This is a genomic window from Solihabitans fulvus, assembly GCF_008386585.1.
Taxonomy (GTDB): Bacteria; Actinomycetota; Actinomycetes; order Mycobacteriales; family Pseudonocardiaceae; genus Solihabitans; species Solihabitans fulvus.
The window spans coordinates 41,528-59,874 of sequence record NZ_VUOB01000076.1 but is presented as its reverse complement, the minus strand read 5'-3'; the positions used below and the strand labels follow the sequence as shown (position 1 = coordinate 59,874).

At 68.7% G+C, this 18,347-nt stretch carries 14 protein-coding genes; 11 read left to right on the top strand and 3 right to left on the bottom strand.

Features of this window, described 5'->3' with window-relative positions:
• The first annotated feature begins 28 nt into the window (after window positions 1–28).
• The 6 genes from araB to mmsB are packed head-to-tail and all read left to right on the top strand — an operon-like array spanning window position 29 to window position 7,719.
• Entirely contained in the window at window positions 29–1,672 is a 1,644-nt protein-coding gene (gene araB, locus F0L68_RS36385; RefSeq protein WP_149854449.1) for a ribulokinase, read from the top strand.
• Entirely contained in the window at window positions 1,673–2,359 is a 687-nt protein-coding gene (locus F0L68_RS36380; protein WP_149854448.1) for an L-ribulose-5-phosphate 4-epimerase, read from the top strand.
• Complete coding sequence (gene araA / locus F0L68_RS36375; RefSeq protein WP_149854447.1) at window positions 2,359–3,867, top strand: L-arabinose isomerase; 1,509 nt, start codon at window positions 2,359–2,361, stop codon at window positions 3,865–3,867. The genes F0L68_RS36380 and araA overlap by 1 nt, the downstream gene beginning before the upstream one ends.
• Complete coding sequence (gene chvE / locus F0L68_RS36370; RefSeq protein ID WP_149854446.1) at window positions 3,867–4,988, top strand: multiple monosaccharide ABC transporter substrate-binding protein; 1,122 nt, start codon at window positions 3,867–3,869, stop codon at window positions 4,986–4,988. Before araA ends, chvE begins: the two co-directional genes overlap by 1 nt.
• A gap of 11 nt (window positions 4,989–4,999) precedes the next feature.
• On the top strand, window positions 5,000–6,502 hold the full coding sequence (gene mmsA / locus F0L68_RS36365; protein WP_438672346.1) for a multiple monosaccharide ABC transporter ATP-binding protein: 1,503 nt from the start codon (window positions 5,000–5,002) through the stop codon (window positions 6,500–6,502).
• Entirely contained in the window at window positions 6,499–7,719 is a 1,221-nt protein-coding gene (gene mmsB, locus F0L68_RS36360; RefSeq protein ID WP_149854444.1) for a multiple monosaccharide ABC transporter permease, read from the top strand. Before mmsA ends, mmsB begins: the two co-directional genes overlap by 4 nt.
• A gap of 3 nt (window positions 7,720–7,722) precedes the next feature.
• Here mmsB and F0L68_RS36355 read toward each other — a convergent pair whose 3' ends face one another.
• The 3 genes from F0L68_RS36355 to F0L68_RS36345 all read right to left on the bottom strand — a co-directional run bounded on the left by F0L68_RS36355 (window position 7,723) and on the right by F0L68_RS36345 (window position 12,096).
• Window positions 7,723–8,730 carry a LacI family DNA-binding transcriptional regulator gene (locus F0L68_RS36355; RefSeq protein ID WP_149854443.1) on the bottom strand — a complete coding sequence of 336 codons (1,008 nt, stop codon included), beginning with the start codon at window positions 8,728–8,730 and terminating at the stop codon, window positions 7,723–7,725.
• 62 nt (window positions 8,731–8,792) lie between these two features.
• Entirely contained in the window at window positions 8,793–11,078 is a 2,286-nt protein-coding gene (locus F0L68_RS36350; protein ID WP_497857733.1) for a beta-xylosidase/alpha-l-arabinosidase, read from the bottom strand.
• Window positions 11,068–12,096 carry a LacI family DNA-binding transcriptional regulator gene (locus F0L68_RS36345; RefSeq protein ID WP_149854442.1) on the bottom strand — a complete coding sequence of 343 codons (1,029 nt, stop codon included), beginning with the start codon at window positions 12,094–12,096 and terminating at the stop codon, window positions 11,068–11,070. Before F0L68_RS36345 ends, F0L68_RS36350 begins: the two co-directional genes overlap by 11 nt.
• A gap of 122 nt (window positions 12,097–12,218) precedes the next feature.
• Between F0L68_RS36345 and F0L68_RS36340 the strand changes: the two genes are divergently transcribed.
• The 5 genes from F0L68_RS36340 to F0L68_RS36320 all read left to right on the top strand — a co-directional run bounded on the left by F0L68_RS36340 (window position 12,219) and on the right by F0L68_RS36320 (window position 18,291).
• Entirely contained in the window at window positions 12,219–13,493 is a 1,275-nt protein-coding gene (locus F0L68_RS36340) for an ABC transporter substrate-binding protein (protein WP_149854441.1), read from the top strand.
• An 8-nt stretch (window positions 13,494–13,501) separates the two neighbouring features.
• Complete coding sequence (locus tag F0L68_RS36335) at window positions 13,502–14,482, top strand: carbohydrate ABC transporter permease (protein ID WP_223199450.1); 981 nt, start codon at window positions 13,502–13,504, stop codon at window positions 14,480–14,482.
• 5 nt (window positions 14,483–14,487) lie between these two features.
• The gene (locus F0L68_RS36330) at window positions 14,488–15,303 is read left to right on the top strand and encodes a carbohydrate ABC transporter permease (RefSeq protein ID WP_223199449.1); all 816 of its coding nucleotides are present in this window, start codon (window positions 14,488–14,490) and stop codon (window positions 15,301–15,303) included.
• Window positions 15,300–16,799, top strand: coding sequence for a glycoside hydrolase family 43 protein (locus F0L68_RS36325; protein WP_149854439.1), 1,500 nt, complete (start codon window positions 15,300–15,302; stop codon window positions 16,797–16,799). The genes F0L68_RS36330 and F0L68_RS36325 overlap by 4 nt, the downstream gene beginning before the upstream one ends.
• Window positions 16,800–16,941: 142 nt before the next feature.
• Window positions 16,942–18,291: a glycoside hydrolase family 10 protein gene (locus F0L68_RS36320; RefSeq protein WP_149854438.1), complete on the top strand. Its 1,350-nt coding sequence runs from the start codon at window positions 16,942–16,944 to the stop codon at window positions 18,289–18,291.
• The last annotated feature ends 56 nt before the right edge of the window (window positions 18,292–18,347 follow it).

Genomic DNA, 18,347 nt, shown 5'->3' with positions numbered 1-18,347 from the left:
TTAGCGCTAACACTGCAAAGGAGGGCCTGTGTCAGCACACGCGGAACCCCTGGTCGTCGGTGTCGACTTCGGCACCCTCTCCGGGCGGGCCGTCGTGGTCCGGGTACGTGACGGCGCCGAGCTCGGCAGTGCTGTCCACGAGTACCCGCACGGCGTCCTCGACCGGGCCCTGCCCAGCGGCCGTGCGCTCCCGCCGGACTGGGCACTCCAGGTCCCCATGGACTACATCGAGGTGCTGCGCACCGCGGTGCCCGAGGCCCTGCGCGACGCCGGCGCCGACCCTCGGGACGTGATCGGTATCGGCACGGACTTCACAGCGTGCACGGTGGTCCCGGTCACCTCCGCCGGCACACCGTTGTGCGAGCTGCCGGAGTTCGCCGACGAGCCGCACGCCTACGTCAAGCTCTGGAAGCATCACGCGGCCCAGCCGCAGGCCGACCGGATCAACGATCTCGCTCGGGCCAGGACCGAGAAGTGGTTGCCACGGTACGGCGGGCTGATCTCCGCCGAGTGGGAGTTCGCCAAGGCCCTGGAGATCCTCGAGGACGCGCCACAGGTGTACGCCGCGACGCGCCACCTCGTGGAGCTCGCGGACTGGATCGTCTGGCAGCTCACCGGGAACTACGTACGAAACGCGTGCACGGCCGGGTACAAGGGCATCTACCAGGACGGGCAGTACCCGAGCAGGGACTTCCTCGCCGAGCTGAACCCCGACTTCGGCGACTTCGTCGTGGACAAGCTCGCCCATCCGCTGGGACAGCTCGGCGCGCCGGCCGGAATGCTCACCGCCGAGGCGGCCGCGTGGACGGGACTGCCCGAGGGTATCGCCGTCGCGGTGGGCAACGTCGACGCCCATGTCACCGCGCCCGCGGCGCGGGCCGTCGAGCCAGGGCAGATGGTCGCCATCATGGGGACCTCCACGTGTCACGTGATGAACGGCGCCGAACTCCGCGAGGTGCCGGGCATGTGTGGGGTCGTCGACGGCGGGATCGTGCCGGGGCTCTGGGGGTATGAGGCAGGGCAGAGCGGGGTCGGCGACATCTTCGCCTGGTTCGTCGACAACTGCGTTCCGTACCAGGTGGCGGATCCGCACGAACACCTCACCAACCTGGCCCGCGACCAGCGCATCGGCGAGCACGGCCTGATCGCCCTTGACTGGCACCTCGGAAACCGTTCGGTGCTGGTCGACCACGAACTGTCCGGCGTCGTCGTCGGGCAGACGCTGGCGACCAAGCCGGAGGACGTCTACCGCGCGTTGCTTGAGGCAACGGCGTTCGGCACGCGCATGATCGTCGACACGTTCATCGACGCGGGTGTGCCGGTGCGGGAGCTGGTGATCGCGGGCGGGTTGGTGCGCAACGACCTGCTCATGCAGATCTACGCGGACGTCACGAACCTGCCGCTGTCCACCATCGGCTCGGCGCAGGGACCCGCCCTTGGGTCGGCGATGCACGCCGCCGTCGCAGCCGGGGCGTACCAGGACATCCACGCCGCGGCGAACGCCATGGGCTCGATGGCCAAGGACGTCTACCTGCCGATCGAGGTCAATGTCGAGGCGTACCAGGAGCTGTTCGAGGAGTACCGGATGTTGCACGACTACTTCGGCCGGGGCGGCAACGATGTCATGCACCGGCTCCGGGCCCGCCGCAAAGTCCAGAAGGGACAGAAGTAGATGCCCATGTCCACGGCCGTGCTGGACACGGTCGCAGACCTGTGCCGGACAGTCGCCGCGCTGCACGGGGAGCTGACCCGCAACGAGCTGGTGATCTGGACCGCTGGCAACGTCTCCGCCCGTGTCCCTGGCGAGGACCTGATGGTGATCAAGCCGTCCGGGGTGTCCTACGACCAACTCACCGAGGACACCATGGTCGTCACCGACCTGCACGGAGAACTGGTGCACGGCCGGTTCGCGCCGTCCTCGGACACCGCCGCCCACGCGTACGTCTACCGACACATGCCCGAGGTCGGCGGGGTCGTCCACACGCACTCGACCTTCGCGACGGCGTGGGCCGCGCGCGGAGAACCGATTCCGTGCGTGCTCACCATGATCGCGGACGAGTTCGGCGGGGAGGTCCCGGTCGGGCCGTTCGCCATGATCGGTGACGACTCGATCGGCCGAGGGATCGTGGACACCCTGCGCGGCAGCCGGTCGCCCGCGGTGCTGATGCGCAACCACGGTCCGTTCACGGTCGGCAGGGACGCGCGATCGGCGGTCAAGGCGGCGGTGATGGTGGAGGACGTGGCCAGGACCGTCCACATCGCGCGTCAGCTCGGCACGCCAGAACCGTTGCGCCAGGAGGACATCGACCGGCTGCACGACCGCTATCAGAACGTCTACGGCCAGCACCAGGAGCGTTGATGACACAGGTGGAAAGCAAGCCCCGGGTCTGGTTCCTCACCGGAAGCCAAGCCCTCTACGGCCAGGACACCCTGGACCAGGTCGCCGCCCAGTCGCAGCAGATCCAGCGAATGTTGGCCGACTCCGGCGCCATCGCCGCGGACATCGTCGGCCACCCGGTGCTCACCGGCACCGCCGGCATCCGCCAGGTGATGCTCGCCGCGAACGCCGACCCGACGTGCGTCGGCGTGATCGCGTGGATGCACACCTTCTCGCCCGCGAAGATGTGGATCACCGGGCTGGACATGCTGCGCAAGCCGCTGCTGCACCTGCACACCCAGCTCAACGAGGCGCTGCCATGGCGAACCATCGACATGGACTTCATGAACCTCAACCAGGCCGCGCACGGCGACCGCGAGTTCGGCTACATCCAGACGCGACTCGGGGTCGCCCGCAAGACCGTTGTCGGGCACGCGAGCGACCCTCGGCTGGTCGGACGCGTCGACGAATGGGTGCGAGCGGCCACGGGCCTCGCGCACCTGCGCTCGCTGAAGTTGGCCCGGTTCGGCGACAACATGCGGGACGTCGCCGTGACCGAGGGCGACAAGGTCGAGGCCGAGCTGAGGTTCGGCGTCTCGGTGAACACCCACGGGGTCAACGACCTGGTCGAGCGGGTCGACGCCGTGCCGGACGGCGCGGTGGACGCGCTCGTCGCCGAGTACGCCGACGTCTACGACCTGGCTCCCGAGCTCCGGGCCGGCGGTGATCGGCGCGATGCGCTGAGATACGCGGCCAGGATCGAGGTCGGCCTGCGCGGGTTCCTCACCGACGGCGGTTTCGGCGCGTTCACCACGAACTTCGAGGACCTCGGCGGTCTGCGCCAGTTGCCCGGCCTGGCCGTGCAGCGGCTGATGGCCGACGGCTACGGCTTCGGTGGCGAGGGGGACTGGAAGACCTCCGCGCTCCTCGCGGCAGTGAAGGCGATGGGCCACGGCACCGGTCGGGGCACGTCGTTCATGGAGGACTACACCTACCACTTCGGACCGGGCGAGCCGAAGATCCTCGGCGCGCACATGCTGGAGGTGTGCCCGAGCATCGCCGGGCAGCGGCCGTCCTGCGAGATCCACCCGCTCGGCATCGGCGGCAGGGAGGACCCGGTACGGCTCGTGTTCGACTCCGCTTCCGGCCCCGGCGTCGTCATCGGCCTTGCCGACCTCGGCGACCGGTTCCGGTTCGTGGCCAACGAGATCGAGGTCGTCCCGCCGGACGAACCGCTGGAGCGCCTGCCGGTCGCGCGGGCGGTGTGGCGGCCGAGCCCGTCGCTGTCGACGTCCGCCGAGTCGTGGCTCATCGCCGGCGGACCGCACCACACCGTGCTGACCCAGGCCGTCGGCGTCGAGACCCTGCGTGACTTCTCAACCATGGTGAACACCGAGTTGTTGGTGATCGACAGGGACACCACCCCAAGCACGTTCGCCGACCGGGTGCGCTGGAACCAGGCGTACTACCGGCTCAAGGGAGGAATCTGATGAGAATCGCCGCTGTCGCTGGAGTCCTCGCGCTCGCCGTCACGCTCTCCGCGTGCGGGTCGAGCGCCAAGACCGCCGACCAGGCCTCGCAGCCAGGGGCCAACGCGGGCGGGTTGGTCGGCGTGACGATGCCGACGAAGTCGTCCGAGCGTTGGATCCATGACGGGGACAACATCAAGGCACAGCTGGAGAAGCTGGGCTACAAGGTGGACCTCCAGTACGCCGAGAACGACATCCCGACGCAGGTGAACCAGATCGAGAACCAGATCACCAAGGGCGCGAAGCTGCTCGTGATCGCCTCGATCGACGGCACGGCGATCACCACCCAGCTTCAGGAGGCTGCGGACAAGAAGATCCCGGTCATCGCGTACGACCGGCTGATCCGCAACAGCCCGAACGTGGACTACTACGCCACGTTCGACAACTTCAAGGTCGGCGTCGAGCAGGCGACCTCGCTGCTGACCGGGCTGAAGATCAAGAAGGTCGACGGCACGGACGACCCTAGCGTCACCGGGCCGTTCAACGTCGAGCTGTTCGCCGGCTCGCCGGACGACAACAACGCCACGTTCTTCTTCAACGGCGCGATGTCGGTGTTGAAGCCGTACCTGGACAAGGGCGTGCTGAAGGTCGCGAGTGGACAGACCGACTTCGCGACGGTGGCGATCCTGCGGTGGGACCCGGCGACCGCGCAGCGTCGGATGGAGGACCTGCTGACCAAGACCTACCACGGCGGCCAGACCGTTGCTGGCGTGCTCTCGCCGTACGACGGGCTGTCGATCGGCATCCTGTCCGCGCTCAAGAGCAACGGCTACGGCACGGGTTCGCAGCCCTACCCTGTGGTGACCGGGCAGGACGCGGAGGTCGCCTCGGTCAAGTCGATCATCGCCGGCGAGCAGTACTCGACGGTCTTCAAGGACACCCGTGACCTGGCCAAGGCCACCGTTGGCATGGCAGACACCGTGCTCAAGGGCGACAAGCCGCAGGTGAACAACACCACGGACTACAACAACGGGGTCAAGGTCGTGCCGAGCCAGCTGCTCCAGCCGGTGGTCGTCGGCAAGGACAACCTCCAGAAGGTGCTGGTGGACTCCGGCTACTACTCGGCGGACCAGTTGAAATGACCATTCTCCGGATGCGGGACATCACCAAGACGTTCCCGGGGGTCAAGGCGCTCGAGGACGTCCACCTGGATGTCCGCCGAGGCGAGATCCACGCGATCTGCGGTGAGAACGGCGCCGGCAAGTCGACCCTGATGAAGGTGCTGTCCGGTGTCTACCCGCACGGGTCGTACTCCGGGTCGATCGAGTTCGACGGCGCCGAGTGCGCATTCTCGTCGATCAGGGACAGCGAGCGGCGCGGGATCGTGATCATCCACCAGGAACTCGCGCTGTGCCCGCAGCTCTCCATCGCGGAGAACATCTTCCTTGGCAACGAGCTGTCCTCCGGTGGCCTGATCGACTGGAACCGGACCAACCACGCCGCCGCCGAACTGCTTCGCCGGGTCGGCCTTGACGAACTGCCGGTCACGCCGGTGAACGAGCTCGGCGTCGGCAAGCAGCAGCTGGTCGAGATCGCCAAGGCGCTGTCGAAGTCAGTGCGGTTGCTGATCCTGGACGAGCCGACCGCGGCACTGAACGACAGCGACTCCGAGCACCTGCTCGGGCTGCTGCGTCAACTGCGTGAGCAGGGCGTGACCTGCGTGATCATCTCGCACAAGCTCAACGAGATCATGGCCGTGGCCGACTCGATCACGATCCTGCGGGACGGCCGGACCGTGGCGGACTTCCCGACGACGGAGGCCACCGAGGGAAGGATCATCTCGGCCATGGTTGGGCGGGACCTGTCCGACCGCTTCCCGCCGCACGTCCCGACCGTCGGCGCGGAGGTCCTGCGGATCGAGGACTGGACCGTGCACAGCCCGACGCAGACCGGTCGGGTGGTGGTCGACCACGCGAACCTGGTGCTGCACCGTGGGGAGATCGTCGGCCTCGCCGGCCTGATGGGGGCCGGCAGAACCGAGTTGGCGATGAGCGTCTTCGGTCGCACGTATGGAAAGGACATCTCCGGCCGCGTCGTCAAGGACGGCAAGGAGGTCCGCCTTCGTTCGGTGCGGGACGCGATCGCCAACGGGATCGCGTACGTCACGGAGGACCGGAAACGGTACGGCCTCAACCTGATCGACGACATCAAACGCAACATCTCCTCGGCGGGTCTCGGTCAGCTCTCCAGCCGTGGCTGGGTGAACGAGAACGAGGAACACCAGGTGGCCACGAAGTACCAGCGCCAGATGAACATCAAGGCGCCCAGCGTCCGGAGCATCACCGGGAAGCTCAGCGGCGGCAACCAACAGAAAGTCGTGCTGTCGAAGTGGATCCTCACCGACCCGGACGTGTTGATTTTGGACGAGCCGACCAGGGGCATCGACGTCGGCGCGAAGTACGAGATCTACACCATCATCAACCGGCTGGCCGACGAGGGGAAGGCGATTCTGGTGATCTCCTCGGAGCTGCCTGAGCTGCTCGGCCTGTGCGACCGGATCTACGCCCTGTCCCGCGGCCGGATCACCGGCGAGGTCGACCGCGCGGAGGCCTCACAGGAGCGGCTGATGCAGTACATGACAAAGGAATCGGCATGACTGTCACCAAGGCGTCCACCCAGGTGCGTTCGGGGTCGCCGCAGCTACGACGAATCTCGTTCAACCCGAGGGAAGGCGGTATCTACGTCGCCTTCGCGTTGATCGTCGTGCTGTTCACCGTCCTGACGCACGGGGTGCTGTTGGAGCCGCAGAACATCTCCAACATCATCGTGCAGAACTCCTACATCCTCATTCTGGCGATGGGGATGATGCTGGTCATCATCGCCGGGCACATCGACCTGTCGGTGGGCTCGGTGGTGGCCGTGTGCGGGGCGTTGTGCGCGGTGCTGACCGTGAACATGGGCATGCCGTGGCTGCCGGCGCTGCTGATCACGCTGGTGGCGGGCGCGGCCATCGGGGCGTGGCAGGGGTACTGGGTCGCGTACTTCGGGATTCCGGCGTTCATCGTCACCCTGGCCGGGATGCTGGCTTTCCGGGCGTTGACCCTGACGGTGCTCGGCAACCAGGGAATCGGGCCGTTCCCGTCCTCGCTCCGGACGCTGTCGAACGGGTTCACCGACGGCTATCTCGGCAACATCGGCCTCGGCCCGTTGGGCGGCGCGGACCTGATCAGCGTCCTGGCCGGCGTCGCCGGGGTGCTGGCGATCGTGGTCTTGCAGTGGCAGCGACGCAAGGCCCGACTCGGCTACCTCCAGCAGGTGGACCCGTTCGGGGTGTTCGCGCTGAAGGTGGGCGGTGCGAGCGTGGTGGTCCTCGCGGTCGTCGTCCAGCTGGCCAGGTTCAGGAACATCCCGTGGGTACTGGTGTTGCTGACCGTCCTGGTGCTCGGGTACTCGCTGCTGGCCAACCGGTCGGTGTTCGGCCGGCACATCTACGCCATCGGCGGCAATCGACAGGCGGCGGAGCTGTCCGGCGTCAAGGTCAAGTCGGTCACGTTCTGGATCTTCGTGAACATGGGTGTGCTGGCCGCTCTCGCCGGGGTGATCTTCGCCGGCCGCCTCAACCAGGCGGGCCCGACCGCCGGCAACTCCTTCGAGCTGGACGCCATCGCGGCGGCCTTCATCGGCGGCGCCGCGGTGCAGGGCGGGGTCGGGAAGGTCGTCGGGGCCATCACCGGCGGCCTGATCATGGCGGTGATCAACAATGGGATGTCGTTGATCGGGGCGCCGAGCGAGCGGGTCATGCTGGTGAAGGGCCTGGTGCTGTTGGCCGCGGTCGTCTACGACATCTGGACCAAACGGCGGGCGGGCGCGTGACGGTCAGGACGCCACAGGGCCGGTGCTGCCACGATCGGTGATCTGCGGCGAGAGCAACCGGACCTCGGGACGAGCTGGGCCGTCGAGCTGGCGCATGGCCATCTCGACGGCCAGCTCGCCGAGTTCGACGACCGGGATGGCGAGCGAGGTCAGCGGGAACACCTGGGCCTCGGCCATGTCCGGCGGGCACACGGCGAGCACCGAGATGTCGCCGGGGACCGACAGGCCACGGCGGTCGAGTTCGGAGAGCAACGGGCCGAGGACGGCCTCGTTGTGCGCGACCAGGCCGGTGATCCGCTGGCGACGGGCCAGCAGGGTGTCCAGGCACGTGCGCAGCGCGTCGTAGGTCGGCGCGCAGGCCATCGTGGTGGCACGCACCTTGTTGCTGCTCGCGGCCTGCTTGAACCCGGCAAGGAACCGGTCCGCGTAGCTCGTGCCGCGCTCGTACACCGCGGGAGAAGGGCCGAGCAGCGCGACGGCGCGGTGACCGAGTTCGGCGAGGTGCGTGACCGACGCCGCGCCCGCCTCGGTGAAGTCCAGATCGACGCAGGTCAGTCCGCCGGGGTCGGTGGGCACGCCGATGAGCACGACCGGCCGTCCCAGCTCCCGCAGTACCGGCACGCGCGGCTCCGAGGACTCCACGTCCAGCACGATCATCGCGTCGGCGAGCGACGAACCCGCTACCCGGCGCAGACCGTCTGGACCCTCGTCCTTGGTCAGCAGCAACACGTCATGGCCGAAACTCCGCGCCTTGGCGACCGTCGCCGCGACGAACTGCATGACGACCGGCACGTTCAGGTCCGTCCGCAGCGGCACGACCAGCGCGAGCACGTTGGTCCGGTTGCTGGCCAGTGCCCGTGCCCCGGCGTTCGGCTGGTATCCCAGCTTGTGGATGCTGCGTTCCACGCGGCGGCGGGTCTCCTTGGAGATCGTCCGCTTTCCGGAGAGCACGTACGAGACCGTGCTCGGCGACACGCCGGCGGCCCTGGCGACATCGACGATGGTGACCATCGCTCCATGATAGGTACGCGACCGAAGCGCTTCGACAGTGACCTGTGAACGCCCGGTACCGTTCAGGTCTCGGAGAACACCGGGCGGGTGACCCGATCGTGGCCCGCCGCGCGCACCGGTCCGTCCATCGTCACCCGCAGCACGGCCCGGATGTCCGCACTGGACGCGCCGACGTGCAGTTCGACCGCGCCGGGGTCGACCTGCCGGCCTCCGGCCCGTCCGGTGTACGAGGCGAGGTCGGCGTGCAGGTCCGCGGTCACCGTCCGAGTGGAGCCTGCGGGCAGGTTCACCCGGACGGCGCCGATCAGCTGCCGGACCGGCCGGGCCACCTCGGCGACCGGGTCGTGCAGGTAGATCTGGACGACCTCGGCCGTGCTGATCGTGGCCGGGTTCGTCAGGGTCACGACGAGTCGGCAGGTGCCGTCGGTCGGCCACTCGGTGTCCGCCGTGACGTCCAGCCAGGTGGCCGGCGCGTAGGACAGTCCGTGCCCGAACGGGAACAGCGGCGTCGGGTCGACCGTGCTGACCTCCCCCCGCTGCCCAAGGGGCGCGGCCAGGTAGGTGGTCGGCTGGTTCGCGCCCGCCGAGGGAAAGCTGACCGGCAGCCGGCCGGTCGGGTTCGTCCGTCCACTCAGGACATCGGCGAGCGCGGGACCGCCCTCCTGGCCGGGAAAGAAGCCGCACACCACGGCGGCGAGCCGGTCGATCTGTCGGGACAGCTCGTAGGGCCGGCCGGTCAGCAGCACCAGAACCACCGGGGTGCCCGTGCCGAGCAGGGCCTCGAGAAGCTCCTCCTGCCGGCCGGGCAGCCGCAGGTCAGTCGCGTCGCAGCCCTCCCCGGACGTGCCTCCGCCGAACAGCCCAGCCTGGTCGCCCAGCACGGCGACGCACACGTCGGCGTCCCGCGCGACGTCCACCGCGGCGGCGATGCCCTCGTCATCCCCGCCGACCACCGGACAACCCTGGGCGTGGGTCACGTCGTGGTCCGGTCGCAACGCGTCGAGCACGGTGGGCACGTCGATGCCCATCGGCACGTCCGGATGGTGCACGCCCACGTGCATCGGGAACGAGTAGCAGCCGAGCATGGCGCTGCTCTCGGCGGCTCGCGGCCCGACGAGCGCGATCCTCTTTCCCGGGCGCAGCGGCAGGATTCCGTTGTTGCTCAACAGGACTATCGACTCGCGAGCCACCTCGCGGGCCAGGGCGCGGTCGTCGAGGTCGACCACGCCGGGCGGTTCGGGCGACCAGCCGGGATCCAGCAGGCCGAGTTCGCACTTCTGCCGCAGCACCCGTTCGAGCGCGCGATCGACCAGGGTGATGTCCACGTCACCGCGTTCCACCGCCTCCGCCAGTGCGGGGCCGTAACAGTCGACGGTGGGCAGTTCGACGTCGATCCCGGCGGCCAGGGCCAGCCCGGCGGCGTCGGCGGGCGATCCGGCCACGCCGTGCAGGCTGCTCAGGAAGGACACGGAGAAGTAGTCGGCGACGACCGTTCCGGTGAAGCCGTACGCGTTCCGCAACACCTCGGTCAGCACCTGGGGGTCGGCGGCCACCGGGACTCCGTCGATGTCCACGTACGCGTTCATCACCGACCGCGCGCCGGCTCGCAGCGCCATCTCGAACGGCGGCAGGAGCACGTCGGCGATCTCGCGGGGACCGATGGACACCGGAGCCAGGTTGCGCCCGCCGCGCGACGCGGAATAGCCGACGAAATGCTTCAGCGTGGCCACGACACCGGCCGTCTCAAGGCCGCGCACGTACGCGCTCCCGATCACGCCGACCAGATGCGGGTCCTCGCCGATGGTCTCCTCGATCCGCCCCCACCGCAGATCCCGTGCGACGTCCAGAACCGGCGCCAGTCCCTGGTGCACACCAAGTGCCCGCATGGTCCGGCCGATGCTCGCCGCCATCCGCTCCACGAGGTCGGGGTCGAACGTGGCGCCCCAGCACAGCGGGGACGGGTAGACGGTGGCCTGCCACGCCGCCAGCCCGGTGAGGCACTCCTCGTGCACCACCGCCGGAATCCCGAACCGGCCGGCCGCCATGATCTGCTGCTGGCTGCGGGCGACCGCGGCGGCACCGTCGGCCGGGTCGACGGGCGCGGTGCCGAAGGGGCGGGTGAGCTGTCCGACACCGAAGGGGACAAGCGCGTCCCAGTCCGGTGCGGACGCCTGCTCGTGCTGGTGTGGAGCCACGTCGCCTGCGGCGTCGATGCCCACCCACACCCCGGACAGCTGGGCGACCTTCTCCCGCACGGACATCCGGGCCATCAGGTCGCCGACCCGTTCGGCGGCGGAGACCGCCGGGTCCCGCCAGATCTCGGCGCTGACTCGATCATCAATGGTCAAGGGGCGTCCGTTCCGCAGGGGAGTGGGTGGACCGGCGGACAACGAGCTTCGTGGCCAGCGTGATGTGCGTGGACGGCACCTGCCCGTCGCGGATGAGCTGGATCAGCAGTTCCACCGCCCGCTGGCCCATCTGGCGGATCGGCTGGTTCACGGTGGTCAGTGGGGGAGTGCACAGTGCCGACTCGGGCACGTTGTCGAAACCAACCACCGACAGATCCTCAGGGACCCGCAGGCCGAGGTCCCTGGCCACGTCGATGGCCGCGATCGCCGACAGGTCGTTTGCCGCGAAGACGGCCGTCGGGCGAAGGGGACCGGCCAGCAGTCGGCGGGCGGCGTCCACCGCGATCTCCGGGTCGTACGCGCCCTCCTGCACGAGCTCGGGCTCCACCGGGACACCGGCGTCGTGCATGGCGGCGCGGTAGCCCTGCTCACGCAGTTGGGCCGACTGGAGGTCGGGGCGGCCGGTGAGCATGCCGATCCGGCGGTGCCCAAGGCCGAGCAGGTGCTCGGTGGCGAGGCGAGCGCCGTGCAGGTTGTCGGAGTCGATCGTGGGCAGGTCGGACGGGCCGGTGTGCGGGTCGACGGCGACGATCGGGGCGTCGTAGCGCACGTCGGTCACCGTGGGAGTGACCAGGACGGCGCCGTCGATCAGGGTGCCGCTGAGTCGGGACAGGTACCGGCGCTCCCAACCGACGTGGTCGCTGGTTCGGCCGCCTGCGGAGTAGATCACCAGCTCGTAGCCGGTGCCGCGGATCGCGTCGGCCGTGCCCTTCAGCAGTTCCGTGCTGAACGGCTCCAGGTCGGCGACCAGAATGCCGATCACGTTCGTCCGGCGGTTGCGCAGGCTCTGGGCGACGAGGCTGGCCTCGTAGCCCAGCTCCTCGATCACCGCGAGCACGCGGGCATTGGTCTCCTCGGCGACGCCGTAGCGCTGGTTGATCACCTTCGACACGGTGGCGATCGAGACTCCCGCCCTGGCGGCGACGTCGCGGATGGTGACACGGGAACTCGGGAGCACAGGGCTCAAGATAGCGATGTGAAACGTTATCGACAACGATTGACACCGATGTTTCCACGGCTGCACACTCGTGCCCACCTTGGGGACTTCCACGCTCCGCCGACGTTGTCAGGAGTGGACCAATGCGCCGTGTCCGAACCGTCGCCGCCGCCATCGTCATCGCCGCCGCGTTAGTCACCGCCGCCTGTAGCGGCAGTGACAAACCCGCCGCAGACCCGAACGGTCCGGTGACGATGACCTGGTGGCACAACGGCTCAAGCGAGCCGCTCAAGAGCCTGTGGCAGCAAGTGGCCGACGACTACCACGCCGCCCATCCGAACGTGTCGTTCAAGGTCGAGCCGATCCAGAACGAGCAGTTCCAGACGAAGGTCCCCCTCGCGCTCCAGTCCGACAGTCCGCCGGACCTCTACCAGCAGTGGGGCGGTGGCAACCTGGCCAGCCAGGTCACCTCGGGCAAGGTCATGGACATCACCAGCCAGACCAGCGGCCTGCTCGGCCCGGTCGCGGAGGGCTGGCAGGTGGGCGGCAAGCAGTACGGCCTGCCCTACGTCCGGCACGCCGTCGGCTTCTGGTACCGCAAAGACCTGTTCACCAAGGCCGGCGTCACCGTCCCGGCCACGCTGGACGACCTGAACGCGACCGTGGCGAAGCTGCGGGCGGCCGGGATCGTGCCGATCGCGATCGGCGGCAAGGACCGGTGGCCGGACGCCTTCTACTGGAGCTACTTCGCGGTACGCGAATGCGGCAAGGACGCGCTCGCCGCCTCGGTCAAGACGGTCAAGCTCGACGACCCGTGCTACCAGAAGGCGGGCGAGGACGTGAAGGCGCTGCTGGGCACCAACCCGTTCCAGGAGGCCTTCCTCGGTACCCCGGCCCAGCAGGGCGCGGGCAGTTCGGCCGGCATGATCGCGGGCGGCCAGGCCGCCATGGAGCTACAGGGCGACTGGCAGCCGGCCACCATGGCCCCGCTGACCGAGGACAAGGCCTTCGCCGACAAGGTCGGCTGGTTCCCGTTCCCGTCCGTGCCGGGCGGCAAGGGCGACCAGGCCGCGATGCTGGGTGGCGGCGACGGGTTCTCCTGCACCACCAAGGCCCCGCCGGCGTGCGTCGACTTCCTCAAGTACCTGACGTCCGTCGACGTGCAGAAGAAGCTGGCCGCGGCCGGCGTGGGCCTGCCGGTGAACCCGGACGCCGCGGCGGCGCTCAGCAGCGCGGGCGCGAAGGCGGCGGTGGAGCAGGTCCAGAAGGCGCCCTACACGCAGACCTACTTCGACATCGCGTTCCCCACGGCAGTGGGACAGGCGCTCGACGACGCCGCCGCGAACCTCTTCGCCGGCAAGGGCGACGCGCACAGCGTCATCGACGCCGTCAACAACGCGGCCACCGGGGGCCGATGATGCGGGAGGTGGCCACCAGCGCGCGGGACGAACCCGTGGCGGTGACCGCAGGGCCGGTCCGGGCGGCAGTGGCCCGGACGGCCCGACGTCCCGGCAGCACCCGCAAGCGGCTGGAACTCGTGCTGTTGCTTGGTCCCGCGCTGCTGCTGTTCGTCGGGTTCGTGCTGGTGCCGATCGGGGTCGCCGGCTACTACAGCGTCTACGACTGGACCGGCTTCGGCTCGCTACAGAAGTTCGTCGGGCTGGACAACTACGTGCAGGCCCTGACCGGAAAGGTCTTCCAGCAGGCGGTCACGCACAACCTGATCATCGTCGCCCTGTCGCTGGTGATCCAGCTGCCGCTCAGCGTCGGTATGGCGCTGCTGCTCAACCGGCGCCTGCGCGGCAGGGCGCTGCTGCGCCTCGTGGTGTTCGCGCCGTACGTGCTTGCCGAGGCGACGTCCGCGGTGATCTGGTTGCTCCTGTTGCAGCCCAAGGGGTTCGTCGACACCTCGCTGCGGTCGGTCGGCCTCGGCGGGCTGGTTCACCAGTGGCTGGCCGACCCGGACATCGTGCTCTACACGTTGTTCGTCGTGATCACGTGGAAGTACATCGGGTTCGGGATCATCCTGCTGCTCGCCGGGTTGCAGGGCATCCCTCCCGAACTGCGGGAGGCCGCGGCGCTGGACGGCGCGGGCGCCTGGCAGGCGACCCGACACGTGCTGCTGCCGCTGCTCGGGCCGACCATCCGGGTGTGGATCTTCCTGTCGGTCATCGGATCGCTACAGCTGTTCGAGGTGGTGTGGATCATGACCCTCGGCGGGCCGGCGAACGCGTCCACCACCATGGCGACCTACCTCATCGACCACGGCTTCAAGCGCTACGAGTTCGGCTACGGCAGCGCGGTCGCCGTGATCCTCTTCGTCATCTGCTTCGTGTTCGCCCTGCTGTACCAGCGTTTCGCGCTGCGCAGGGACACCGAGGGCGCGATGACGCGGCTGGCCGGGTGAGCCCGGTGCGACCCAGGAACTCCTTCGCGTACCTCGCGGCGGTTCTGATCGTGGGGATCACCGTGGTGCCGATCCTGTTCGTGGTGGTCGGTGGCTTCCGGACCACGGCGCAGATCAACGCGGCACCCTCGGCGCTGCCCGACCCGTGGGTGCTCGACAACTACACGTTCATCCTGAGCTCGCCCAACTTCTGGCGGTTCCTGGGCAACAGCGCGCTCATCGCCGTGGTCGCGACCGTCCTCGCGGTCGGCCTTGGTTCGATGGCCGCGTTCGCCCTGTCCCGATACACCTTCAGGGGCAGGGAGACCGTGTACGGGCTGTTCACGCTCGGTCTGTTGTTCCCGCTCGGTGTGGCGAGCCTGCCGCTGTACCTGCTGCTCCGGCAGCTGGGCATGCTGGAGAACCCGTTCGGTGTGGCGATCCCGGAGGCGGCGTTCTCGCTGGCGATCACCATCGTCATCCTGCGACCGTTCATGCACTCGATACCGGCGGAGGTGGAGGAGGCCGCCGTGCTGGACGGCACCAGCAGGCTGGGATTCTTCTGGCGCATCCTGCTGCCGCTGTCGGTGCCCGCGCTCACCACGGTGACCGTGCTGGCGTTCGTCACCAGCTGGAACGCCTACCAGCTGCCGTTCCTGGTGTTCAACGAGTCGCAGAACTTCACGCTGCCGCTTGGCGTGACGGCGTTCCAGGCGCAGTACACCCAGGACACCGCAAGGATCTTCGCGTTCACCGCGCTGTCGATGCTGCCCGCGCTCGGGTTCTTCGTGCTCGCGGAACGGCGGATCGTCGGCGGCCTGACCGGGTCGGTGAAGGGATGACCCTCGACCCAGTGTTGCCAGGGTGCTACCCGGACCCCTCGGTGTGCCGGGTGGGCAGCGACTTCTACCTGGTGAACTCCAGCTTCGAGTACTTCCCGGCGCTGCCGGTCCACCACAGCCGCGACCTGGTGCACTGGCGGCAGATCGGGCACGTGCTCGACCGGACGGACCAGGTCTCGCTGGAGGGCATCCGCTGCTCCGGCGGTCTCTACGCGCCCACCATCCGGTATCACGACGGCGTCTTCTACGTCGTGTGCACGCTCGTCGACGGCGACCGCGAGCAGGGCAACTTCGTCGTCACCGCAACGGATCCGGCCGGGCCTTGGTCACAGCCGCACTGGCTGCCCGAGGCCAAGGGGTTCGATCCGTCGCTGTCCTTCGACGACGGACGCGCGTGGCTCACCGGATGCCGCGAGGTGGCGGACGGATATCCCGGGCAGACCGAGGTGTGGCTGCGGGAGCTCGACCTGGCCACCATGGCACTGACCGGTCGGGAGTGGGTGATCTGGCACGGCGCGATGCGGGACGCCGTCTGGGCCGAGGGACCGCATCTGTACAAGGTGGACGGGCGGTATGTGCTGGTGTGCGCCGAGGGCGGCACCGACATCGACCACGCCGTGGTTGTCGCGCGCGCCGAGTCGGTCACCGGTCCGTACGTCGGATCGCCGCGCAATCCCGTGTTCAGCCACCGACATCTTGGTCGGGACCATCCGATCGTCGGCGTCGGGCACGCCGATCTCGTGCGTGACGAGTCCGACCAGTGGTGGGCCGTGTTCCTGGCGATGCGACCGTACGGCGGCTACTTCTACAACCTGGGCAGGGAGACGTTCCTGACCCGGGTGCGCTGGGAGGACGGCTGGCCGCTGTTCGACCCGCTGCCGCCGGACGAGACCGCGCCGGACCTGACCGGTTCGGTGTGCGACCACTTCGACCGGCCGGAGCTGGGTCAAGAGTGGAACGTCCTGCGCACGCCAGAGGAACCGGTGTACTCGCTGACCGAACGGCCGGGTTTCCTGCGGCTGCGGCTGCGGCCCGAGACCCTGGCAGAACCGGCCGCGCCGGCCTTCGTCGGCAGGCGCCAGCAACACATGACGTTCACCGCCCGATGCGTGCTGGAGTTCCAGCCGGCCGGTGACAACGAGCGCGCGGGGCTGGCGTTGTTGCAGAACAACGACTTCCACGTGCTGTTGGTCCGCGCCAAGGACCGGATCGTGCTGTCTTGCCGACAGGGCGGTGTCGACGAGACACTCGCCGAGGTCGATGCCGCCGGCGCGCGGACGTATCTCGGCTTCGAGGCCCAAGGACAGTCCTACCAGGCCGTGTACGCGATCGAGCCGGGGCAGTGGCGGCCGGTGGGGCCGCCGGTGGACGGCCGGATGTTGAGCACCCCGGTCGCCGGCGGGTTCACCGGTGTCTACATCGGGATGTACGCCAGCGCCCTCGGTCTGCTCAGCGAGTCCGTTGCCGACTTCGGGTGGTTCGAGTACCACGCGTGACCGCTGGTTGGCCCGGTTGGTGGTGTTTCGTCATCGGGACAACCGGATACAGTTCCATACTGGGAGCGCTCCCAGACAGGAATGCCCTGCGGTACAACGTCTGGCGAGCATCCACTGTAGTCATGCCACAGTGAGGTGAGTCATGAGACACAGTTCTGTTTTTGCCGTCGCTGCTGTCGCCGCCGTACTCCTCCTGCCGTCCGGCCGGGTCCCGCAGGCCGATGCGGCGACCGGCCTGCGAGACCTGGCCGCGGCGAAAGGCGTCTACTTCGGCACGGCGGCCACGGTCGGAGAGTGGAACGACGCCACGTACAAGGCGTTGGGCGCGCGGGAAGCGAACATGCTGACGCCGGGCAACGAGATGAAGTGGGACACCACCGAACCCAACCCAGGGCAGTTCAACTTCGGCCCGGCAGACTCGCTCGTGGCGTCGGCGGCCGCGGCGAACCAGCGGGTGCGCGGCCACACCCTGGTCTGGCACAGTCAGGCGCCCAGCTGGGTACAGAACCTGGGCGCGAGCGACCTGCGCCAGGCGATGCTCAACCACATCAACACCGAAGTCACGCACTACAAGGGCAAGCTGTACTCGTGGGACGTCGTCAACGAGGCCTTCAACGACGACGGCACCCGCCGGCAGTCGTTCTGGGAGCAGAAACTGGGCGACGGCTACATCGCGGACGCGTTCCGCGCGACCCATGCGGTCGACCCTGGCGCGAAGCTCTACTACAACGACTACAACACCGACGGCATCGGCGCGAAGAGCGACGCCGTCTACGCCATGGTCAAGTCGTTCAAGCAGCAGGGCGTGCCGATCGACGGCGTCGGCCTACAGGCGCACCTGATCCTCGGCCAGGTGCCCAGTTCGATGCAGCAGAACATCCAGCGGTTCGTCGACCTTGGAGTGGAGGTCGCGATCACCGAGCTGGACGTCCGCATGAACACACCCGCCACCCCGGACAAGCTGGCCACGCAGGCGACGGACTACGCCACCGTCGCCAACGCGTGTCTCACGGTGACGGGATGCGTCGGCATCACCACGTGGGGCCTGTCGGACAAGTACTCGTGGATCCCGTCCACGTTCCCCGGCCAGGGCGCTGCCCTGCCCTTCGACGAGAACTTCCAGTCGAAGCCCGCGTACGACTCGTTGGTCAAGGCCTACGGTGGCACCGTAACGCCACCCCCGCCGGGCCAGGGAACCTGCGCCGCGACATACCAGATCGTCAACCAGTGGCCGGGCGGTTTCCAGGGCGAGGCGCAGATCACGGCGGGCAGCAGCGCGATCAACGGCTGGACCGTGACCTGGACGTTCGCGGACGGACAGCGGATCACCTCGTCGTGGAACGCGTCCGTCACGGCTGACGGGGCTGCGGTCACCGCGAAGAACGCCGGCTACAACGGCACGGTCGCCGCCGGCGCGAGCACCACGTTCGGGTTCCTGGCGACGTGGAACGGCGCCAACAGCGCGCCGAGCCCCGCCTGCGCGGCCACCTGACCGGACGGCTTCGGTGTGCGCCGCACAGCGCTGTGCGGACAGCGCCGGATGGATCG